This is a genomic window from Kitasatospora sp. NPDC034023, from assembly GCF_055575795.1.
In genome coordinates this window covers 158,478-179,295 of the sequence record NZ_JBVIRY010000010.1, presented here as the reverse complement: position 1 = coordinate 179,295, position 20,818 = coordinate 158,478, and the positions used below count along the sequence as shown (strand labels likewise).

At 73.7% G+C, this 20,818-nt stretch carries 16 protein-coding genes and 2 pseudogenes; 8 read left to right on the top strand and 10 right to left on the bottom strand.

Translation table 11 applies throughout. The annotated features are described in order from the left end of the window. Nucleotides 1-268 precede the first annotated feature (268 nt). The 4 genes from ACZ52R_RS16705 (at nucleotide 269) to galE (ending at nucleotide 5,133) form a co-directional block, all read left to right on the top strand. The gene (locus ACZ52R_RS16705) at nucleotides 269-460 is read left to right on the top strand and encodes a hypothetical protein (protein ID WP_465664686.1); all 192 of its coding nucleotides are present in this window, start codon (nucleotides 269-271) and stop codon (nucleotides 458-460) included. A gap of 462 nt (nucleotides 461-922) precedes the next feature. Next, complete coding sequence (locus ACZ52R_RS16700) at nucleotides 923-3,145, top strand: RICIN domain-containing protein (RefSeq protein WP_465664687.1); 2,223 nt, start codon at nucleotides 923-925, stop codon at nucleotides 3,143-3,145. A gap of 161 nt (nucleotides 3,146-3,306) precedes the next feature. Beyond that, nucleotides 3,307-3,942: a hypothetical protein gene (locus ACZ52R_RS16695; protein WP_465664688.1), complete on the top strand. Its 636-nt coding sequence runs from the start codon at nucleotides 3,307-3,309 to the stop codon at nucleotides 3,940-3,942. A gap of 177 nt (nucleotides 3,943-4,119) precedes the next feature. Continuing rightward, nucleotides 4,120-5,133 (top strand): UDP-glucose 4-epimerase GalE, encoded by a 1,014-nt coding sequence (galE, locus tag ACZ52R_RS16690; protein WP_465664689.1) that lies wholly within the window; start codon nucleotides 4,120-4,122, stop codon nucleotides 5,131-5,133. Between the two features lie 171 nt (nucleotides 5,134-5,304). Here galE and ACZ52R_RS16685 read toward each other — a convergent pair whose 3' ends face one another. Both ACZ52R_RS16685 and ACZ52R_RS16680 read right to left on the bottom strand, forming a co-directional pair. Next, nucleotides 5,305-6,006, bottom strand: coding sequence for a transglycosylase SLT domain-containing protein (locus tag ACZ52R_RS16685; RefSeq protein WP_465664690.1), 702 nt, complete (start codon nucleotides 6,004-6,006; stop codon nucleotides 5,305-5,307). Between the two features lie 71 nt (nucleotides 6,007-6,077). Continuing rightward, on the bottom strand, nucleotides 6,078-6,284 hold the full coding sequence (locus tag ACZ52R_RS16680; protein ID WP_465618168.1) for an antitoxin: 207 nt from the start codon (nucleotides 6,282-6,284) through the stop codon (nucleotides 6,078-6,080). A gap of 259 nt (nucleotides 6,285-6,543) precedes the next feature. Between ACZ52R_RS16680 and ACZ52R_RS16675 the strand changes: the two genes are divergently transcribed. After that, entirely contained in the window at nucleotides 6,544-7,191 is a 648-nt protein-coding gene (locus ACZ52R_RS16675; protein ID WP_465664691.1) for a DUF6542 domain-containing protein, read from the top strand. Beyond that, a complete protein-coding gene (locus tag ACZ52R_RS16670; RefSeq protein ID WP_465664692.1) occupies nucleotides 7,184-8,857 on the top strand; it encodes an LCP family protein in 1,674 nt (557 codons plus the stop codon). The genes ACZ52R_RS16675 and ACZ52R_RS16670 overlap by 8 nt, the downstream gene beginning before the upstream one ends. A gap of 44 nt (nucleotides 8,858-8,901) precedes the next feature. Here the strand turns inward: ACZ52R_RS16670 and ACZ52R_RS16665 are convergent. Next, nucleotides 8,902-9,708, bottom strand: a pseudogene (locus ACZ52R_RS16665) (nucleotidyltransferase domain-containing protein); the annotation flags it as partial. A 272-nt stretch (nucleotides 9,709-9,980) separates the two neighbouring features. Then, nucleotides 9,981-11,210, bottom strand: a complete 1,230-nt coding sequence (locus tag ACZ52R_RS16660; RefSeq protein WP_465618176.1) for a DUF6777 domain-containing protein — start codon at nucleotides 11,208-11,210, stop codon at nucleotides 9,981-9,983. 478 nt (nucleotides 11,211-11,688) lie between these two features. Here ACZ52R_RS16660 and ACZ52R_RS16655 point away from each other — a divergent pair, with 478 nt between their 5' ends. Beyond that, a complete protein-coding gene (locus ACZ52R_RS16655; RefSeq protein WP_465753652.1) occupies nucleotides 11,689-13,038 on the top strand; it encodes a streptophobe family protein in 1,350 nt (449 codons plus the stop codon). Nucleotides 13,039-13,084: 46 nt separating this feature from the next. On the opposite strand, the gene ACZ52R_RS16650 is transcribed toward ACZ52R_RS16655, so the two are convergent. The 5 genes from ACZ52R_RS16650 to ACZ52R_RS16630 form a co-directional block, all read right to left on the bottom strand. Further along, a complete protein-coding gene (locus ACZ52R_RS16650; RefSeq protein ID WP_465618180.1) occupies nucleotides 13,085-13,525 on the bottom strand; it encodes a hypothetical protein in 441 nt (146 codons plus the stop codon). A gap of 143 nt (nucleotides 13,526-13,668) precedes the next feature. Next, nucleotides 13,669-14,043: a DUF1304 domain-containing protein gene (locus tag ACZ52R_RS16645; protein WP_360504574.1), complete on the bottom strand. Its 375-nt coding sequence runs from the start codon at nucleotides 14,041-14,043 to the stop codon at nucleotides 13,669-13,671. Next, nucleotides 14,040-15,116: a protein kinase domain-containing protein gene (locus ACZ52R_RS16640; RefSeq protein WP_465664694.1), complete on the bottom strand. Its 1,077-nt coding sequence runs from the start codon at nucleotides 15,114-15,116 to the stop codon at nucleotides 14,040-14,042. Before ACZ52R_RS16640 ends, ACZ52R_RS16645 begins: the two co-directional genes overlap by 4 nt. Then, nucleotides 15,113-15,721 (bottom strand): hypothetical protein, encoded by a 609-nt coding sequence (locus tag ACZ52R_RS16635; protein WP_465618184.1) that lies wholly within the window; start codon nucleotides 15,719-15,721, stop codon nucleotides 15,113-15,115. The genes ACZ52R_RS16640 and ACZ52R_RS16635 overlap by 4 nt, the downstream gene beginning before the upstream one ends. Nucleotides 15,722-15,971: 250 nt before the next feature. Continuing rightward, nucleotides 15,972-18,326, bottom strand: coding sequence for an FHA domain-containing protein (locus ACZ52R_RS16630; RefSeq protein ID WP_465753651.1), 2,355 nt, complete (start codon nucleotides 18,324-18,326; stop codon nucleotides 15,972-15,974). 158 nt (nucleotides 18,327-18,484) lie between these two features. On the opposite strand from ACZ52R_RS16630, the pseudogene ACZ52R_RS16625 reads away from it, so the two are divergent. After that, nucleotides 18,485-19,579: pseudogene (locus ACZ52R_RS16625) on the top strand (acyltransferase); the annotation flags it as partial. 49 nt (nucleotides 19,580-19,628) lie between these two features. Here the strand turns inward: ACZ52R_RS16625 and ACZ52R_RS16620 are convergent. Then, on the bottom strand, nucleotides 19,629-20,639 hold the full coding sequence (locus ACZ52R_RS16620) for a glycosyltransferase (protein WP_465753650.1): 1,011 nt from the start codon (nucleotides 20,637-20,639) through the stop codon (nucleotides 19,629-19,631). Between the last annotated feature and the right edge of the window lie 179 nt (nucleotides 20,640-20,818).

The following is a 20,818-nucleotide window of genomic DNA, read 5'->3' as shown; positions in this document are numbered from 1 at the left end:
GACGGGCCAGCGCGGACCCGCGCGCACCCCCACCGGAGGGCGCATGCCATGGCAAACGCGCCGTTCCCACGGGCGTTGCGCCGAACACGCGGGGATCACTCCAACGGCGGATCTCCCCGGCCCTCCCGTGCCCGCCCCGAGAGCCGGGGTGACCTGCGCGGATGTCCCGGGCTGAAAGGTCCGCGGCAGGGCCGGGCCGGAGGGTCTTCGGACCCTCGCCGCAGAGCCGTGCGAGGGCCGGCAATGGTGGCGGAGAAGGAGGAGCCTGATGACCCGTTTGTGCCGACCGGGAGCAGGGACCACGGACTGCGACGAGGTCATGCTGACCGTCCGGATCACCGCGGCCGAGCGGGCGCTGCTGCGCGTCCTGGCCCGGCCCACCCCCTTCGCCCGGTGGCTGCCCGCCGCGGTCGCGGACCTGCTGCCGCTGCTCGGCGGCCTGGCCGCCGCACTTTGCTGATGAGTCGTCATATGCCTGACGAGGATGGCCTGTTTGGGATGGAAAGCGACCTTCCCAGGGCTCTGGTCAGCACCCCTCGACGGGTCTAGCATTCCGTCACGGCCGACGGAGTCGCAAGGCCCCGCGACTCCGGCCGGGTGGCCGCCACCACCCCATGCCGGGGAGCGCGCACCCCCCGAGTGCGCTCCCCGGCTCTTCCTGTTCCGGACCGTTCTTCCTGTCCCGAACCGTTCCGCGGCTTCGCCCGCCGCGACCGCCCGATCCGGCGGAGCGAGTCGGACACCGCGAGCGCTCGATCCGGCCGAGCGAGTCGGCGACCGCGACCGCCCGATCGAACGGGTCGAAGAAATTCGTAAAAGGTTTCTGTTATTCCCGGCCGTCCCGTCCGCTCTCCGGAGTGTCGGAAGGCCCGAGCCCCCTTTCACCACAGGGCACGGGTCGTCGCACGAGGAAAGGAACGCGATGGGACACCGGAGCAGCGAGCTTCGTCGGCGCAAGCGCCGCAGGCTCACCCGCAGGAGCGCCCTGGTCGCCGCAGCGGTGGCGGCAGGGTTGGTGGCGGGGACGCTCGGCATCCGCACCGCGCTGGAGCCGGCGGCCATGCACAGCGCCGTCACGGCCGCGGCGGACGTGGTCGACAATTCGGGGTCGCAGGCCGGACTGGTCGGCGACGACGGCGGACCGGGCGAGACCGGCACCGCCGAGGGGGCCACCCAGGCACCCGCCCCGAAGCGGGACGAGAAGGCCGTGCCGCTCAAGGCGATACCCAAGGACCAGCCCGACCGCGGCCTGGTCTACGCGGGATTGAGCCTGCCGGGCAGCGACCGCTGCGGCGGCACGCTGGAGGTCACCGGTAGCACCCAGTGCAGCCACGGTCCGGACGTGCCGCCCAAGGGCGTGGACATCCACCAGGACGTCGCGCCGGTCGCGGCACCGGCCGCCCAGGCGCCCGCGCTCACCCCCGCGGCCGGGGCTCAGCCGCCCGCCGCCGCCGACCTGCTGAAGGGCGCCGCGCCCGTCCTGGACGCCACGCAGAAGGCGCTGCTCGGCGGCTCCGGCAGCGCCGCCGCGGAGCCCGCCCCGGGCGCGGCGGCGGCCGCGCCCGCCGGATCGAAGCTGGTCTGCGAGGGCGACGGCAGCAGCGGCAACCGCGTCCAGGTGGTGTACGTGCACAGCCCGGGCAACGACCGCTTCGCCCAGTACCTGCCCTCGTTCAAGAAGTGGGCCGCGGACGTCGACGTCATCTACAACGCCAGCGCCGGCGAGACCGGCGGCGAGCGGCACGTCCGCTTCGTCACCGAAGCCGACTGCACCGCCTCGGTGCTGAACGTGCAGATCTCCGACGCCGAGATCCAGGACTTCAACGCGACCAACCGGGCCCTCGCCGCGCAGGGGTTCAACCGCAAGGACCGCAAGTACATGATGTTCACCGACGCCAAGGTGTACTGCGGGATCGGCACCTTCGCCGGGGACGAGCGCCCCAGCCAGGACAACCTCAGCAACTTCGGTCCCTCGTACGGCCGGACCGACTCCGGCTGCTGGAGCGGCAGCACCGCCGCGCACGAGCTCGGCCACAACCTGGGCGCGGTGAACAACAGCGCGCCGAACTCCAGCAAGGCCGGGCACTGCGTCGACGAGTGGGACATCATGTGCTACTCGGACGCCCCCAACTACCCGCAGATGCGGACCGTCTGCCCGGACCGCGCCCATGACGACCGGCTCGACTGCAACCACGACGACTACTACAACACCGCGCCCGCGCCCGGAAGTTACCTCACCACGCACTGGAACGTCGCCAACAACCGGTTCCTCATCGCCGGCGGCGGCAGCGGCCCGAACCCCACGCCCACGCCGACCCCGACGCCCACACCGACCCCGACCCCGACTGCGACGGCTTCCCCGACCCGCACGCCCTCGCCGTCCCCGACGCCCACCGGCAGCCCCACCGCCACGCCGACCGGCTCCCCGTCGCCGACCGCGACCCCGACTCCGGGCAACGCCGGACCTGATGTGAGCACCAGCCAGATCACCCAGAATTCCGTGATGCTGAGCTGGAAGGCGGCCCCCGCGGCGGCCGGCTACGACGTCCTGCTGAACGGCCAGACGATCGGTACCGTCCGTTCGACCGTGGTCGGCGTGGTCCGCCTCGCCCCCGGCACCTCTTACACCGTGGCCGTCGCCGTCCGCGACGCCGCCGGTGCGGTCGGCAAGCCCGGCCGGGCCGCCACCTTCCGTACGGTCTCCGACAGCGGACGCCCGCAGCCGAGCGCGAACTACACCATGGTCAACGGCCTCACCGGCCAGGCGGCCGACCTGTGGGGCAGCTCGATGAACGACGGCACCGTGGCCATCGCCTACCAGCGCACCGGCTACGCCAACCAGAAGTGGCAGTTCGATGACGCCGGGAACGGCGCGGTGCGGATCAAGTCCGCGCGCTCCGGCAAGTGCCTGCAGCTCGGCGGCACCCCGGTCGCCGGTCAGTACGTCGCCCAGCAGCCGTGCTCCGACGCAGCCGCGCAGAAGTGGCAACTCACCGCCGCGGACGGCGGGTTCACCATCACGGCGGACGGTGGTTCGCTGGTGCTGGGGCTCAGCGACCGTTGGTACTACGGTGGTTGGCTGCTGGAACTGCAGCAGGCGAACGGCCGGCCGTACCAGAACTGGTCGCTGCTGAAGACCTCGTAGGTCGGTCCCTCCACAAGCCCGCACGTCGCGAAGCCCGTAAGTCGCGAAGCACGTCAGTCGTTTCGCCCCGTTCGCCGGGCGTGGCCGCCCCCTGAGGCGGCCGCGCCCGGCGCACCCGCTTCCCGCGCCCGTCCCCCACACCGCCACGAGGAATGCCCGTCATGCGAACCCGCCCGATCCTCGCTGCCCGCCCGATCCTCGCCGTCGCCGCCCTCGTCGCGGCGGCCGTCCTGCCCGCCGCCGCGCCCGCGGCCGCCCACGGCGACAGCGTCCACCTCGACGTCACCGGCCAGCAGAACGGCCACGTCAGCACCGTCGCCACCTGGGAGAACGACCACGATCCGGTCACCGAGGAGTTCGCCGGCACGCTCTCCGCCACCGCCGCGGACGGCCGCGCGGTCGGCCCCTGGCGCCTGATCACCGTCCCCGGCCACCCGGGGACGTACACCACCCGGGAGATCCTCCCCGCCGGGCACTGGCAGGTGACCGTCGACTGCGCCTTCCCCTCGCTGGGCCACGCCCAGCGCGAGCTCGACGTCGAGGCCGCCGTCATCAACGACCCGGTGCCCGCGGGCACGGCGGCCTCACCGCCGTCGGCCGAGGCCACCGCAGGGGCGGCGTCCGCACCCGCGCCCGCCCCCGCGCAGGCGGCCACCGCCGGGCCCGTCCGCGCGACCACGGCCGCACCCGCCGGCGAGACCACCACCGACAGCACCACCTGGGCCGCCATCGGCACCGCCGCCGCAGCCGTCCTGCTGACCGTCGCCGGCCTCTGGCTCCGTCGTCGCCGGGCCTGAGCGGCCGGGTCCGGGGGCCACCACCCATGAGCCGCAGTACCCGAGCCGCCGAGCCCGCCTCACCGCCCCTGAGCTGCCGGTACTGCCGACCCGGGAACCGGCAGGGCACGAACCGGCGTCCTCTCCGATCATCGGGTGCCGCCGGGTGCCCGGCCGATCGCAAGGGAGCATTCGCGGATGAAGAAGGTCCTGATCACCGGCGGAGCGGGGTTCATCGGCAGCACGGTGGCGTCCGCCCTGCTCGACCGGGGGATCACCCCGGTCGTGCTGGACGACCTGTCGAAGGGCCGGGCCGAGTTCGTCGAGGACCGGATCTTCTACCAGGGCGACATCGCCGACGCCGCCGTGCTCGACCGGATCTTCGCCGACCACCCTGACATCGACGCCACCGTGCACTGCGCCGCGAAGATCGTCGTACCGGAGTCGGTGGCCAAACCGCTGTACTACTACCGGGAGAACGTCGCCAAGACGGTCGAACTCCTGGACTCCCTCCAGCGACACGGCTGCACCCGCATCGTCTTCAGCAGCTCCGCCTCCATCTACGCGCCCACCCCCGACGCCCGGGTCGACGAGCGCAGCCCGGTCGACGCCAACAGCCCGTACGCGCGCACCAAGCAGATGATGGAGCAGGTACTCCAGGACTGGACCCGGGGCGAGGGGGCCGAGCGGCAGCGCGTCATCACCCTGCGCTACTTCAACCCGATCGGCGCCGACCCGCAGCTGCGCACCGGACTGCAGGACCTCAACCCGACCCATGCCCTCGGCAAGCTGATCGAGGCGCACACCACCGGCGCGCCGTTCACCGTGACCGGCGTCGAGTGGGAGACCCGCGACGGCTCCGGCATCCGCGACTACGTCCACGTCCAGGACCTCGCCGAGGCACACGTCGCGGCGCTGCTCCGCTTCGACGAGGTGATCGCCCCGGGCGCGGCGGACCGCTACCGCGTGATCAACGTCGGGACGGGCGACGGCACCACCGTCCGCGAGTTGATCGCCGCCTTCGAACAGGCCGTCGGCGCCCGGCTCGACGTCCGGGAGGCGGACCCGCGCCCCGGCGACGTGATCGGCTGCTACGCCGCCGTCGACACCGCCCGCGAGCTGCTGGACTGGCAGCCCCGGCGCGGCATCGCGGAGGGGGTCACCGACGCGCTCGCCTGGCGCGCCAAGTGGGCTGCCCGCCTGGGCGTCTGATCCTTCGGGAGTTCGGGGCCTGCCTCCGACTGCTGGTCAGTCCCTCCGGCCGCCCGTCAGTCCTCCGGCGGCCCGTCAGTCCTCCGGCCGGCGCCCGGCGGCGGCGGTTCGCGGGCAGGCCCTTCCTCACGGCCACGTCTCGGCCTCGCGGCACGGCCTCATGTCACGGTCTCACTTCACGGCCTCGCCGGACTTCGTCCAGTTGTCGCGCAGCCGGTCCAGGTAGGACTGCGCCTGGGAACCGATCTTGACGCCCCGGGCGAAGGCCAGCATGTTGCCCGCGCCCGCGTTGTAGCCGAGGGCGACGAGTTCGTCGCGGCTCAGCGACACGCTCGGGTGGGCCGGGAGCTGCGCGGCGAGGTCGTGCAGGTGCCACGCGGCCGCCTGGACGGCGAGGTTGCGGTCGTCCGGGAGCTCCTCCCACTGGCGGGAGGCGAACGGGCGGCCCGGCTTGGTGTCGTCGAACGCGGCGCGGTGCATGTTGGCGATGCCGAAGGAGGCGTCCGGTTTGCTGCGCTGCCAGGCCCGTTCCAGCTCGGGGTCGTGCGGCTTGTACGACTCGTTGTAGAGGATCGCCATCAGCAGCTGCGGGTTGACCCCGGCCTCGGCGGCGTACTGGCGGACCGGCGCCGCGTAGTCGGCGGGGTCGTACCCGGCGGAGGGCTTCGACGGCGCGGCCGAGGGGCCGGCCGACGGTGTGGCGCCGGACGACGGGGCCCCGGACGAGTGGGCCGACGCGGCGCCGGACGGGGCGGGGTCGGCGGAGGTCGCGCCGTCGTGGCCGTTGCCGCGGATGAGGCCCAGTACGGCCACGACCACGACGCCGATCACCAGCCGGCGTCCCCAGCCCGGCCCCTTCTGTTCCTCGCTCACCGCTGCCGGCCCTCCCCGTTCGTCCGTGCGCTCGTTCGACCGCCGTACGGTCGATCGTGTCCGGCGGCAGGTTACTCGGCGGGCTTCCGGTCGCCGTCGAGGTTGCGGAAGAGGTCCTTCGCCTTCTCGACGCCGGTGTCGATCTGCCCGCTGTACTTGCCGTCCGTGCGATCGTCGATCGCGTCGCCGACCTTGTCCAGGCCCTGTCCGATCACGTCGCCGTGCTCGCGGGCGAGGTCGGTGGCCTTGTCCGCGAGGTCCTTCAGACTCTCAGACATGGTTACGCTCTGCTCCTCCGATGCGTTCCTGATGGTGTGCCGACGTGGCGGGGATCATGGCCATCCTAACGACGGCCCACCGAACGGTTCGCCTGCTGTCGGTCGGCAGCGGGTGACTTTCGGTGACACGGGTTTGTATGCTCCAGCCCGACTTCTACAGAGATGTAGAGGGCGGGGCCGCCGCCAGGACCGAAGGCGTCCCGGCATCCGCGCCGGTGCGACCGCGCCGCCGCAGCCGCAACGATCGAGGGAAGTGCGCATGGCCGGCCAGCGGGCGAGAACGCCGTACCAGGACGCGGGACCGCGCACCGAGGACCGTGCTTTCCCCGCCCAGCGCTCCCACCCGGCCGGGGGCGCGGCCGGTGAGGGGGGCGCGGCGGACGCAGGGGGCGCCGGCGCGGAGCGGTCGGCGCGGGCGCAGCGGGCGGGAGTGGCGCGCCGTCGGCAGCAGGCGCGGTGGCGCGGCGGGCTGGTGGCCGCGCTCTCGGCGGTCGGACTGCCCGTGCTGGGCGGTGTGGCGGACGAGTTGGGCGGGCCCGGCGTCGGACTCCTGTTCGCGGTGGGCTCGGTGCTCGGACCGGGCATCGCGGCGGCGCTGTGCAGCCGGCCGGGCCGGTGGTGGGTGGTGACGGCGGCTCCGATCGTGGTGCTGCTCGCCGCGTCGGGCGTGGAGTACGTGGCGCATCCCCACAAGTACCAGGGCAAGAACCTCGGCACCGGCGCGCTGCGCTGGGTGGTCGGGGCGTTCCCGGTGATGGCCGCCGCGGTGGGCGTGGCGCTGGCGGTGGTCGTCGGCCGGGCAGTGGCCGACCGCCGCCGGGCAGTGGCCGACCGCCGCCGGGCGGTGGCCGACGGCCGACGACCCGACAGTTCGGGCGTCCCGACCGGAGGGAGCCGCCGTGGCTGAGCGCAACCGGAGCCGGAGCCGGAGCCGTACCGACGGCGGCGGCGCCGCTGGTCGTACCGGCCGTACCGGCAGTCCGCGCGGCCGCGCCCCGCGGCGCGGCGCCGCCCCGCTGACCGTCGCCGGGCGCACGCTGGCCTGCACCGTCTCCGTCGCCGTGCTCGGGGCCAGCGGCTTCACCTGGTACGAGTACCGAAGCCTGGACGACGGCATGATCAAGTCCACCGCGCTGAGCGAGGCCAAGAAGAACGCCCCGCCGCACCTCGACAAGTCCGTCAACCTGCTGCTGATCGGCCTGGACAGTCGCAAGGACATGGACGGCAACGACCTGCCCAAGCAGTTCGTCGAGGACGAACTGCACGCCGGCTCCAGCGAGATCGGCGGCTACAACACCAACGCGCTGATCGTGCTGCACATCCCGGCCAACGGCGGCAAGGTCACCGCGCTGTCCGTCCCGCGCGACGACTACGTGCAGACCGTCGGCGCCGACGGCAAGATGCACAAGATCAAGGAGGCGTACGGCATCGCCAAGGACGCCGCCGAGCTGAAGCTGGGCGGCAAGGGGCTCTCCAAAGCGGAGCTGGAGCGGCAGAGCCGGGAGGCCGGCCGCTCGGCCACCATCCAGACCGTGCAGAGCTTCCTGGACGTTCCGATCGACCACTTCGCGGAGGTGAACCTGATCGGTTTCTACGACATCGCCAAGGCGGTCGAGCCGATCCAGGTCTGCCTCAACCACCCCGTGGACGATCCGATCACCGCCCGGACCGCCACCCACGAGGGCGGCGGCACCGGCCTCAAGCTCCCGGCCGGGATCAGCTCCCTCGACGCCGCCCAGGCGCTCTCCTTCGTCCGCCAGCGCCACCACCTCACCAACGGCGACCTCGACCGCACCCACCGGCAGCAGGCGTTCATCTCCTCCGTCGAGTACAAGCTCAAACAGCAGGGGATCCTGAACGACTTCGGGCAGATGCAGAAGCTGTTCGGGGTGGTGAAGAAGGACGTCGTCATCGACAACGAGTGGAACATCCTCGACTTCGCCCAGCAGGCGCCCAACCTGACGGGCGGCAACGTCGAGTTCAACACCCTGCCGATCTCGGGGTTCAAGACGGTCGGCGGACAGGAGGTCAACACCGTCAACCCGGACCTGATCAAGAAGATCGTCCGACAGCTGTTCAACCACGAGACGGCGCCGGCCGCTCCGGCCCCGGCCCCCGGCGACACGGCGGGCGATTCGGCCGCTTCACCCCTGGCCTCCGCCGGCTCCGCCCCGGCCTCGCCGAGCGGGTCGGCCAAGGCGGTGGTCGACATCAACGCGGCGGCCGGCGCCGGTGCCGCCTCCACCGAGTCCAAGGCGCTGGCCGAACTCGGTTACCAGGCGGGGAAGATCGGCGACGCCCCCGCCAGGACCCGGATGACCACCGTGGCCTACGGCACCGGGGCCAAGGCCGACGCCCAGCAGCTCGCCGGCCGCTACGGCGTCACCGCCGCGCCCTCCGGTGCCGTTCCACCGGGCCACGTCCTGCTCACCCTCGCCGCCACCCGCACCCCGACCCCCACCGCCGCGCCCTCCGGCACCGCCGCATCGGGCGACCCGTCCGCCGACCCGGCGGCGGGCCTGCCCATGCAGGGACCCGCGGTGAAGGCGGGCGGGATCCCCTGCGTGGACTGAGGCGCGCGTCCCGAAGGGGCGCCGGTCGAGGACCTCGGCTGCTCAGGGCGCGGGGCCTTCTCGCCGTGGACGGCGGCGTACTCCGCGGCGAGCCACGGGCCCAGGTCGTCGATGAGCAGGGCGAGGACGGTCCGATCCGTGGCGGGCGTGCGGGCGGTGGCGGCGGCCAGGTGCATCTGGGCGGCACGCTCGGGGTAGTGGTCGGAGAAGGCCTTGGCGGAGGCGGTGAGGTCGCTGGTCCAGCCGCCCCAGCGGGGCATGACCAGGGTGAAGCCGGTGCGGACGATGCGGCGGGTGACCGCGCGGCTGAGGGCGCGCAGGTCGGCGTCACTGGTGGCGGCGGCCGCGCGTGCGCGCCAGCCCGGGAGGGCCAGGGCCAGGTCGCCGTTGGTCTCCCGGGCGAGCAGGGAGGTGGGGCGGTAGCGGGGGAGCCGTGCGGCGAGGTCCTCGCCGAGCAGCGGGGTGCAGAGGCAGGCCACGAACCAGCCCAGGTCGTGGAGTTCGAGCTCGCTGAGCAGCGTGCCGGTGCTGAAGAGCAGCACACCGACCCCGTCGACCTGCGCGAACTCGGCGTCGAGCGCGGCCTCGAGGGCGTCCGCTTCCGCCCGGTCCGCCGCCGTGGGCTCGTGGCGCAGGGCCACGAGCAGGTCCAGGTCGGAGACCCCGGGGACCGCGGTGCCGCGCGGGATGCTGCCGTAGAGGTAGGCACTGTGCAGCCGGGCGGGGCCGAAGGCACCGGCGATCCGCTCACGGGCGGCGTCCACTACCGGCGCGAACTCCGCCGGCACGCGGGCGAGCGAGCCCTCCCGTGCGATGAACCCGTCGGCGTCCAGTCCCTGAGTGGTGGTCATGGGGGCACTCTGCCCCACCGGTACCCCGCTGACCAGCGAATATCCGTCCGCTCGGTGGACTGCCGGTGGCGTGACTGTCAGTGGCGTGATTGTCAGTGGCGTGTGCAAGTATCCGTCGTACACGAACACGAAAGGCGTCGGGGAACACGAGGGGATCGGCATGGGTACGTAAGGCATCGGCCAGAGCGCCGACGGTGCTGCGCCCCTGGGGCGTGCCGCTGCCACCGGCCGGGGGTGCGGGCGGTGGCAGCGGGACGAGGCCGGACGCCGGGTCAGCTCGGCGTGGCGGTCAGCGTGGTCGGGCAGGGTGGCAGGGTCGACGGCGGCGTGGTCGCGCAGGTCGCGGCCGGCGTCTTCGGGACGGTGGTGGTGCTCGCGGCCGAGGTGCTGGTGACGGTCGGCTTACTGGTGCTCGTGGTGCTGCCGGCGCTCGTCGTCGTGCCGGTGGCGGTCGAGGCCGAGGTGCTCGACGTCGCCTTCGTCTCGGACGGAGTGCCGGAGGAGGTGGAGGAGGTCGCCGAGGAGGACGACGGCCCGCCCGACGACGTGGTCGAGCCCGAGGTCGTGGAACCCGACGTGGTCGAACCGGACGTCGTGGAGCCTGACGTCGTCGAACCGGAGGTGGTCGAGCCCGAGGTCGTCGGACCGGACGTCGTGGCCCCCTTGGTCGACGTGGTCGCCGTGCCCGACGGCGTGGACGGCGTCCACGGCCCCGGCGGCGGGACGCCCGGCACCAGTGGGCCCTTCGGCGGCTCGACGGGCTTGTCCACGATCTCGATCCGCCCGGTCAGCCGGGAGAACCAACCGCCGGTCTCGACGTTCACCAGGATGATCTCGGTCACCGGCTGCGGCGCCGGCACCACCACGATCAGCGTGGTCGGCTGGAAGCCGGCCCAGGCCTTCCCGGTGTACTTGGCGTTGCTCACCAGTTTCGGCGGCTTCAGCGGGTTGCCGCAGGCGCAGCGCACCCGGGGCACGCCCTGGGAGTCCACCAGGACGGCGGTGCCCGCCTGCAGCGCGGACTGGTACTCGACCACGGCGCCGCTCTTGTAGTTGTGGTTGGTCACCCGGGCGTCCACCCGCAGGTACGTCGGGGTCAGCGAGCGCAGGTAGCCGGGGATGTCGGCCTGCGCGATGCCCACGGCGGAGGCCCAGGCGCGGCCGGTGTCCCCGGCCGACACCATGCCGATCAGGCGCTCGGTGTCGCAGCTGGACTTGCCCATCGTCCCGGCGTACAGCCCGGTGGAGCTGCCCTCGACGCTGTGGAGGGCGGCCGGTGAGCTGCTCTTGGACGTTGCGCCGCCGGGGTGGGAGGTCGCGCCGCCCGGCTGCTGCGCCGCCGCCGAGGTGGCGGGAGCGGAGGCGGTCATGCCCTGGGTTTCCACCGATGGGGTGAACGGGTCCGGCCCGGGGTCGGCCGGCGCCTGCAGCGCGACCTCGTTCGCGGCCGGGACGGCCTCGGTGTGACTGCCCTGGTTGTTGACGATCAGCACGGTGGCCACGACGGCCACCACCAGGGTGCCCGCCGCCAGGGCCAGCCCCTTGCCGGAGCGCCACCACGGCGTGCGCGGCCTGCCGCTGGATCCACTGGATCCGCCGCGACCGTCGGAGGGCGGCCCGGAGGCCCCGGGCGGGCCCGAGGGCGGTGGGGGGACGGACGGCGGTCCGGCCGTTCCCCCACCGGACGGCCGACCGGCCAACGGGCCGGACGGGGGACCGGAGGGAGGGCCGTACGGCGGCTCGCTCGGCGGGCCGGACGGAGGCGGTTGGGGGGTCATCGAGGCTCCGTTTCGCAGGCGGCCGGCGATCACGGCCGGCACAGGAAGCTCCTGCCATTGGTTCCTTTCTCCCCCGGTGCCCCGTCCGCCGCAACAGCAGGTGCCCCGGCCGTCGCCGAGCGTGCGCAGCGCCCGTCGGCCACCCTGGAAACCGGCCGGGCCCGGAGAGCGGGCGGGCCCCATCGAGCGACCAGGAGGCGGCATGCAGCAGCCCACGACCCGGGCCGTGGGCCCGCCCGGCGCCGTCCGCGGCTGGCTGGACGCGCTCGCCGTCGTGCTGGCCGGAGTGGCCGCGATGGCGGCGGTGGCCGCGTTGGGCCTCTGGCTGGCCGGTGCCGACGACCTCCCGGACGGCGGCTTCCCCTCGGTGCTCGCCGCGACGCTGGCGCTCGCCGTCGGCGGATCCGTCCAACTCGACGGCGGTGCGGGCAACTTCGCCGCCCTGGACGCCGGGATCAGCGCGATGCCGCTGACCGTCTCGCTGGTCGGCGCGGTCGCGATGGCCGAGGTGTTCCTGCGTCAGCTGCGCTTCCGCGCGGTGGCCGGCGGGGGCGAACTGCTCGGCCGGATCGCCCGGACGGTCGTGGTCTGGCTGCTCGCGCTCGTCCTGCTGACCCTCGGCGCCCGGCACAGCTTCGTCGTCCCGCTCGGCGGCGACCTCGTGCAGTCGATCGGTGGCGCACTCGGGCTGACCCCGGAGGTGGGCTTCCACGCGGACGGCCCGAGCACCGTCGGCATCGGCCTGGCCTGGCTGCTGCTGGTGCTCGCGGCGACTTTCGCGGTGTCCCGGCGGGCGCCGCTGCCGCCCGCCCTGGTGCGCTACCAACTCGCGGTCCGACCTGCCGCGTTCGCGCTCTGGCTGGTGCTGCTGGCGTACCTGGCGCTCGGCGCGGTGGCCGGGGTGCTGACCGCGATCGTGCACGGCAACGCCCGGCAGACCCTGGCCGTGGTGCTGCTCGCGCTGCCCGACCTGGTCTGGCTGGCCTTCGGTGTCGGCCTCGGCGCCGAGTGGCAGGGCCGGTTGGTCGGCGGGCTCGGCCTGCCCGTGCCCAAGCCGCTCGCCGACGTGCTGCGCGCGCCGCACGGGCAGTCGGCGACGGTCGACCTCGGCACCCTGGCCGACCAGGACGCGCGCGCCTGGCTGCTGCTGCCGCTGGCCGCCGTCCTGCTGCTCGCGGCCGCCTTCCTGGCGGCCCGCCGCTCGCCCCGTACCGTCCGGCTCTGGCAGCACGCCGTACGGTTCGCGCTGGCCACCGCCGTCACCGTGCTGCTGGTGGGCCTGTGGACCCGGATGGACGCCGCCTACGGGCTGTCCGTCCTCGGTGTCGGTCTCGGTCAGGGCGGCCTCGGTGACCTGCTCGGCTCCGTCCTCGGCGGCTCGAACCCGTTGGCCGGCCTCGCCGGGGGCAGCCTCACGCTGCGTCCGGTGCTCTGGATGGCCGTTCCGCTCGCGGCGGGCTGGGGCCTGCTCACCGGCACGCTCGGCGCACTGCTCGCCACCCGGGTGCGGCACCGGGGCGAGGTGTCGGCAGACGCGGACGAAGAGGGGTGACAGGCGGTGCGGGGTGACGGGCGGCGCGGCCGGGGGGCTCGGAAGCTCAGAACAGCCGGTGGCCCTGGACCAGGGCGGTCTTGGTGCCGTCGTCCCGGACGAGCCGGAGCTTCTTGACGCCGCTGTGCATCTTCGCGCTGACCAGCAGCGACGGGCCGACGATCACGCCCACGGCGGCCAGGGCGACGAGCATGCCGATGTTGTCGGTGCTTTGCTGGTCGCCCTCCTCGACGGTCTGGCCGCCCAGGTGGATCAGCATCGGGACGGTGACCAGGAGCGAGAGCAGCAGCAGCCAGCCCAGGCTCCGGTGCAGCAGCTGCTTGGCCCGCGCCCGGGTGGCGCTCTCCACCCGGACCGCGAACGCCAGGGTGCAGCGCGGGCAGATGAGGGCGATCTCCTGGTCGCCGCTCGCCGGCCGGGGCGAGCCGCCGGGCGGCAGGTGGGAGATGCTCCACTTGACCGTCGTCGTGGTGAGCCCGTGTTCCACGCCCGCTCTGCAGCCGATGCTCACGACGTACCGGTCACCGATCGAGGACCGCGCCACCCTGCCACCCCCTGGACGCCGCCGCGACCGTCGCGGGGTAGGCGGATTGTATTCCCGTCGGGGGCGGTCGAACAGATGACTGTCGGTCAAAAGGCTTCGGCGAGAAGAATCACCGCCGCCGGGACCGCCTGGCCGAGCGCGCCGCGCCACAGCCTGGGCTCCGAGACGGCGAGGGTGATGCCGCCCGCGACCATGAACGCGGCGATGTAGAGGATCACCGGCCGGCCCGAGCTGCTGTGCCCGGTGTGCAGCAGGACCAGGCCCGTGACCAGGCCGAGTGCCAGGAACAGGTTGTAGAAGCCCACGTTGAAGCGCCAGAGCCGGACCTCCGGGGCGTCCGCCGTGTTGCCGGTGAGCAGGTAGCGCACCCGGGGGTGTCCGTACAGGAAGCTCTCCAGTGGCCACACGACGAGGTGGATCGCGGCGGCGATCATGGCGAAGACCTGGCTCACGGCGTTCATGGCGGGCGGCTCCCTCCTGGCGCGGACGGTGACAGCGGCGCGGACGGTGACAGGGGTGCGGACGGCGGGTGGACGACCGGCGCGGCCCAGACGGGCGGCTCCGGCACCGCGTGGGGCCCGCCCGCGGAGACCGCCGGGACGACCTGGGTGGGCGGCCCCGCCCCGCCCCACCGGCCCGGGGCGGGAGCGCCGGCGGCGGTGGTCGCCGCGCGCAGCTCGGCGACGAACTGCAGGCAGCTCGCGTACCGCTCCTCGGGCGTCTTGGCGAGCGACCGGGCGACCACCGCCGCCAGGGCGGCGGGCAGGTCGGGCCGGTGCTCGTCCAGCGCGGGCGGCGGGTCGTTGAGGTGGGCCCAGAGCAGCGCGAGGTCGCTCTCCCGGCGGAACGGCGGGGCGCCCGCGAGCATCTCGAAGACCACGCAGCCGAGGCTGTACTGGTCGCAGCGCCCGTCCAGCGGCCTTCCGGAGATCTGTTCGGGCGCCGCGTAGTCGAGCGTGCCGACGATCTGGCCGACGCTGGTCAGCCCGCTGAGCGAGAGGGACTTCTTGGTGAGCCCGAAGTCCGCCAGGTACAGGTGCTCGGGGTGCTCGCTGTCCGTTCCGGCGGCGACCAGCACGTTGCCCGGCTTGACGTCCCGGTGCACCAGGTCGCGGTCGTGCGCGGCGTCCAGCGCGGAGGCGATCTGCAGGGCCAGCCGGGTGGTCCGCTCGACCGGGAAGGGGCCGCTGCGGTTGAGCAGGGCCCGCAGGTCGCCGCCCTCGACGTAGCGCATCGCGATGAACAGGATGCCGTCCTGCTCACCCGCCTCGAACACCGGGATGATGTGCGGGTGGTCGATCGCGGCGGCGGCCTCGGACTCGTGCATGAAGCGCTGCCGGAACACCTCGTTGCGGGCCAGTTCGGGGGCCAGCAGCTTGACCGCGACGGTCCGGCCGAGCCGCAGGTCCTTGGCCCGGTAGACCACGGCCATGCCGCCGCGCCCGATCTCGCTCTCCAGCCGGTAGCCCGCGACCTTCCGCCCGACCAGGCCGGCGGGCAGGCTGGGGGCGGACGGCTGTCCGGCCGAGGTCACGGCTCGCCGGCCTGGGTCGGGGCGTACGGGCTGTGCGCGGGCGACGGCGAGGCCCCGGGTGTGGGCGTCGGCTTCGGGGTCGGCGTCGGTGTCGAGGCGGGCTTCGGCGTCGAGTGCGGCGGTGGCCGGTCGGTGGCCGCGTACGTCTGGAGCTGCAGCCCGTCGCAGTAGCACCAGCGGTCGTGCACCGGATCGAACACCCAGAGCGCCTCGCCGTCCACCACCAGACCCACCCGCAGGCCGCGCGTGTGCTCCCGGAAGGCCTCCAGGTCGAGGGTGCCCGCCGCGAGGTCCTCGAGCAGGGCGCGGTAGCGGGCCAGCGCGGTCTCGGCCTCGGCGAGCGCCGGGCGCGGGTCGGCGGTCCGGGCGGGCGGTCCCCCGGCGGCGGGCGGCGGCTGCGGGAGGGCGACCAGCAGACGGCCGTCGACCCAGGTGGTCCAGCCGTTGGAGCAGAGGACCTGGGCCCAGTCGCCCTGGTGGCCGAGCAGCTGCACGGGGAGCAGCGGGTCGAGCCGGGCGGTGGGCCGTGCCGGGTCCGGGGCCGTCCAGGAGGCCATCCCGCCCGGCGGGGCGACGTGGGTGGGGTGGAACGCGAACTCGTCCATGGGCGGCTACATTTCCTCCGCCGCGCGACCCCCGCCGCGCGCGGCACGACTCGCACCACAGGGCTGTTCCCACTCTACCGGCGACGGCCCGGACCGACCCGGCGTCGCGACCGGCGCATGATCACCGGGACCCTCGCGCCATCACGGTGCTCCCTGCCTGAGCGGGGTGTGCGACGTGCGGGCTCGGGGTGCTACGCATGCGATCGGATGCTACGTAGGCGATCGCCGTGCGCCGTGCGCGATCCGGGTGCTACTTGCGCATGATCGCGGGCTCGTGGCGCCGCAGCAGGCCCAGCACCACCAGCCCGTATGCGGCCGAGAGCAGCGGCAGCATGATCATGCTCAGCTCCCATCCGGGCCGTTCGTGGCGGAACATCGGGTCCTTGGTGATCTCGTTCGGGAAGAGCGTGTGCAGTTCCACCGTGCGGGCCATCGCGGACATGCCCCAGCGGGACGGGATCAGCCAGGCGAACTGCTCCAGCCCGGGGACGCCGTAGAGCTTGAGCATCAGGCCGCTGAAGACGATCTGGACGACGGAGAGGAGCACCAGCAGCGGCATGGTGGCCTCCTCCTTGTCCACGAGCGCGGAGACCACCAGGCCGAGCATCATCGCGGAGAACGCGAGCAGCGCGACGGCGATGATCAGTTCGGGGAGCTGGGGCATCACGATGCCGGTCGGCACCGCCGAGGAGAGGTCCACTCCGGCCAGGCCGACCACGGTGAGCACCGCGGCCTGACCGACCGTGACGATACCGAGGATCACCACCTTGGAGACCAGGTAGGCCGATCTGGACAGCCCGACCACCCGTTCCCGCTGGTAGATCGCGCGTTCCTTGACCAGTTCGCGCACCGAGTTGGCGGAGCCGGTCAGCAGGCCGCCGATGCAGAGGGTGAGCAGGCAGTTGACGGCGTTGACGGGGGTGAGGCGGGAGCCGGCCATCGCCCGGCACATCAGGCCGATGACGAACGGCAGCACCACCATGATGGTGAGGAACAGCCGGTCGGCGGCCAGCACGGCGGCGTACCGGCGCACCAGGGTGCCCAGCTGGGAGAACCAGCCCTGTGGCTTCTCCCGGCCGATCGCCGGTGCCCGCTCCGGTGCGGGTGTCAGTGCGGGCAGGGGCACCGACGGGACGGCCTCGGCCGCCACGTACCGCCGGTACTGCGGGGAGGCGCGGAAGCGGGTCTGCCAGGCGGCGTGGTCCTCGTTCTCGAAGGCCTCGAAGGCCTCCGGCCACTCCTCGTAGCCGAAGTAGCCGAGCGCCTCGCCGGGCGGCCCGTAGTACGCCGTCCGACCGCCCGGGGCCAGCACCAGCAGACGGTCGCAGACGTTCAGGCTGAGCACACTGTGCGTCACCACGACCACCGTGCGGCCGTCGTCGGCCAGCCCGCGCAGCATGTGCATCACCGAGCGCTCCATGCCCGGGTCCAGACCGGACGTCGGCTCGTCGAGGAAGAGCAGGGACGGCTTGGTGAGCAGCTCCAGGGCGACGCTGACCCGCTTGCGCTGGCCGCCGGAGAGGCTGGCGATCATCTGGTCGGCCCGGTTGTCCAGGCCCAGTTCGTGGATCACCTCCAGGACCCGGGCCTCCCGCTCGTGCGGGGCCGTGTCACCGGGGAAGCGCAGCTCGGCCGCGTAGGACAGCGCGCGGCGGACGGTGAGCTGGGTGTGCAGGATGTCGTCCTGCGGCACCAGGCCGATCCGGCTGCGCAGCTCGGCGTAGTCGCGGTACAGGTCGCGTCCGTCGTACAGCACCGTGCCCTCGTCGGCGGGGCGCAGCCCGGTGAGCGCGTTGAGCAGGGTGGACTTGCCCGCGCCGCTCGGGCCGGCCACCGCGAGCAGGGCCTTCTGGGCGAGCGGGAAGCCGACGCCGTCCAGCAGCACCCGCCGGTCGCGGCCGACCCGGACCACCAGTTGCTGGACGTCCAGGGAGATCTCGCCGGTGTCGGTGTACTCGACCAGGTGGCCGTCGGAGAGACAGAGCGCGGAGTGGCCGATGCCGACGATGTCGGCCGGGCCGACCGGGGCCCGCTGGACCGGGCGGCCGTTGAGGTAGGTGCCGTTGTGGCTGCCCAGGTCGACGATCTCGTGGCCGCCGTCGGGCAGTTCGCGCAGCTCGGCGTGGTGCCGGGAGACCACCAGGTCGTCCAGTACCAGGTCGTTGTCGTCCGAGCGGCCGATCCGCACCGTGTGCCCGGGCAGCTGGAGGACGGCGCTCGGGCTGCGGAAGGTGCCGGAGCTCTGCGGGGCGACCAGGGACGGGCGCTCGTGCGGCCCGGGGGCGGGCACGCCGGCGAAGGTCGCGGACGGGCCGTCGGCCGGATCGCCGAAGCGCAGCCGGGTGCCCGGGCCGACGTCCTCGCGGCTGACCCGGTGGCCCTGGTCGTAGGTGCCGTTGGTGCTGCCGACGTCCTCCAGCAGCCAGTGGCCGTCGGTGGCGCGCAGGATCGCGTGGTGCCAGGAGACCCGGGGGTCGTCCAGCACGATCTCGCTGGTCGGGTCGCGGCCGACGTGGTAGGCCCGGGCCGGGTCGATCAGCTGGGAGTCGGTGTCGGTGACCAGGACGAGGGGTGGCGCGATGGTTGCGCCGGGGCGCTCTCCCATGCTGCGAATTCTATCGCCGGAGGCCGCGAAGGGCCTTTCCGGATTGCGGGATTGGACTGGACCACTGCGCCGAGGCGGCACTGTCGTTCGGCGTGCCCGCGCGCGCCGCCGAGCGTCGGGCGTCGCCGAGCGTCATCGAGTGCTTCGGAACGGAACCCATGAGCCTCTGGCCCCAGTTGCGCCGGTCCCGGACGGTCCGAGCCGGGACCGCCACTGGGCGGGTGCTGCGCTGCGGCCTGATGGACACCATGCTCGCCGACCTCGCCGTCTCGCTCGTGCTCTGCTTCGAGCGGCCGCTGGACGACGACCGGCTCGCCGCCGGGCTGGCCCGCGCCCTGGAACGGGTACCGGTTTTCGCCGGACGGCTGCGCACCGTCGACGGCGTCCTGGAGGCGGTCTGCGACGACTCCGGCGTACCGCTCGACGTCTACACCGTGGACGGCACGCTCGCCGAGGCGATGGGCCGGGTGACGGCGGCCGGCTCCGAACTGGTCGACCGGGTGGACGCCCCGGCCGCACGCGCCGGCGGCGCCCCGCTGGTCACCGTCCGGATCACCCGCACCGCCGACGGCGGGACGGTGCTCGGCTGCTCCTGGCACCACGCGATCGGCGACCTGCACAGCTTCATGCTGCTGCTGCGGATCTGGTCGGCGGCGGTCGAGGGAGAGCCGCTCCCGGAGGCCGAACTCGTCGGCGACCAGGACGAGTTGCTGGACGATACGCTCCCCGCCGAGGACTGCGGGCGCCCCGGCTTCCGGGTGCCCTCGGCGGAGGAGGCGGAGCTGCTGGCCTGCGAGGTGGCGGCCGGGCCGCGCGCCAACCGGACGGTCCAGATCGCCTTCACCGATGCCGAAGTGGCGCGGATGTGCGAGGAGTTCGGTGCGACGACCGGGCGCCGGCTCTCCTGTGGCGACGTACTCTGCGCCCATCTCCTCGGCACCCTGTGGGAGTTGGACGGCGACGACGCCGAGCGGATGCTGACCGTCCCGGTCAACGTGCGCCGCCCGCTCGGCCTCTCACCCGCCCTGGTCGGCAACCTGCTGAGCGAGGTCCACGTACCGCACCGGCCCGAGGACGGCCCGGCGGCGCTCGCGGGCGCGCTGCGGACGGCGGTAGAGGAGTTCCCGACCGCGCACCTCAACCTCCGGTCCAACCTGGGCTTCCTGGCCGCGCTCGGCCGTTCGCGGCTGCGCGAGTGCGTACCGCTGGGCTTCGATCCGCGGGCGCGCCGGTTCAGCTTCTCCAACTGGAGCCGCTTCGGCGCCTACCGGGTGAGCTTCCAGGGGCGCCGCCCGGTGTTCTTCAGCCCGGCCGCCAACTATCCGCTGCCGTGGGTGTGCTGGACGGTCGAGGGGTTCCGCGGCGAGGGGTACCTGAGCACGGTGGTGCTGCCGGCCAGGCTCGCCGCCCGGATCCGCGGGGCGGCGGGCCGTGCGCGAGCGCCTCGCCGACGGTGTTCATCCCGCCGTGGCACAGCACCGCGTCCAGCTCGCCGCGCGCCATCAGCTCCAGCACCGGCGCGCGGTCCACCGCGACCGCTCGCACCGGGAGTTCGGGCAGCAGCTCGCGCGGCGCCGCGAACACCGGCTGCACGTCCTCGCCGCACAGCTCCAGCGCCCGCACGGCCCGGGCGAGGAAGTCCGTGCCCAGCTCGCCGGCCAGCGTCCCCATGGTCACGAGTACCCGCCGCCGGCCCGGCAGCAGCCGCTCCCACGGGAACCCCGGAGCGTGCGGCCGCGCCGCGAGCACCGGACCGACCGTCGCGCAGTGCGGCGGCGCAGTGCAGCCGGTCAGCGCCGGACCAGTGGTGGCCGGCATCAGGGCGGGGGAGAAGCGCGGGTCGACGTACTCCGCCTCGGGCAGCCGGGCGCGCTCCCACAACCCGCGCAGCAGCCCCGTCATCCACGCCTCGACCTGCGGCAACGCGCGGTACGGCCGGCCCAGCTCCATCGCCCCGGGCGCGAAGCTCGCCCACGGCAGGCCGTGCCGGTGCGCGACCAGCGCGCCCGCCGGGGTGTGCTGGTCGACCAGCAGCACGTCCGGCCGGTACTCCCGCACGATCGCGTCCAGCGGCTTCGCGGTGAACCGCGCGTACGGGACGATGAAGCCCTCCCAGAGCGAGCGCAGCGCGGCCAGCCCGTGCCCGCCCTGTGCCCGGAACGCCCGGGTGCCGGTGCCGAGCACGCGGGCGTCGCCGCCGAGCAGCGGCCGCAGCACCGACTCCGTACCGGTCCAGGCGACCTCGTGGCCGCGCGCGGTCAGTTCGGCGGCGATGCCCGCGGCCGGGTTGACGTGTCCGGTCAACGGGGGCATCGGGCTGCCGTGGCCGCGCTCGGCGAACCGCCGTTACATGCCAACATGCTTGTGTGGCGGCCTGATTGATGCCTCGTCGAATCCGGCCTACTTTGGTCTGGACCAGTCGGCGGCCCCGCTGGTAGCGTCCCGATCACACCCCCCGCTGAGCCCCTCCCGGCGAGCCGAAAGGCGCGTAC

What these genes read in the sequence shown, in the direction of transcription:
- ACZ52R_RS16675 (WP_465664691.1), top strand. Translation starts at nt 6,544, where the DNA reads ATGGCCGGCCAGCGGGCGAGAACGCCGTACCAGGACGCGGGACCGCGC.
- ACZ52R_RS16680 (WP_465618168.1), bottom strand. Translation starts at nt 6,284, where the DNA reads ATGTCTGAGAGTCTGAAGGACCTCGCGGACAAGGCCACCGACCTCGCC.
- ACZ52R_RS16635 (WP_465618184.1), bottom strand. Translation starts at nt 15,721, where the DNA reads ATGGACGAGTTCGCGTTCCACCCCACCCACGTCGCCCCGCCGGGCGGG.
- ACZ52R_RS16630 (WP_465753651.1), bottom strand. Translation starts at nt 18,326, where the DNA reads ATGGGAGAGCGCCCCGGCGCAACCATCGCGCCACCCCTCGTCCTGGTC.
- ACZ52R_RS16700 (WP_465664687.1), top strand. Translation starts at nt 923, where the DNA reads ATGGGACACCGGAGCAGCGAGCTTCGTCGGCGCAAGCGCCGCAGGCTC.
- ACZ52R_RS16620 (WP_465753650.1), bottom strand. Translation starts at nt 20,639, where the DNA reads ATGCCCCCGTTGACCGGACACGTCAACCCGGCCGCGGGCATCGCCGCC.
- galE (WP_465664689.1), top strand. Translation starts at nt 4,120, where the DNA reads ATGAAGAAGGTCCTGATCACCGGCGGAGCGGGGTTCATCGGCAGCACG.
- ACZ52R_RS16695 (WP_465664688.1), top strand. Translation starts at nt 3,307, where the DNA reads ATGCGAACCCGCCCGATCCTCGCTGCCCGCCCGATCCTCGCCGTCGCC.
- ACZ52R_RS16705 (WP_465664686.1), top strand. Translation starts at nt 269, where the DNA reads ATGACCCGTTTGTGCCGACCGGGAGCAGGGACCACGGACTGCGACGAG.
- ACZ52R_RS16645 (WP_360504574.1), bottom strand. Translation starts at nt 14,043, where the DNA reads ATGAACGCCGTGAGCCAGGTCTTCGCCATGATCGCCGCCGCGATCCAC.
- ACZ52R_RS16655 (WP_465753652.1), top strand. Translation starts at nt 11,689, where the DNA reads ATGCAGCAGCCCACGACCCGGGCCGTGGGCCCGCCCGGCGCCGTCCGC.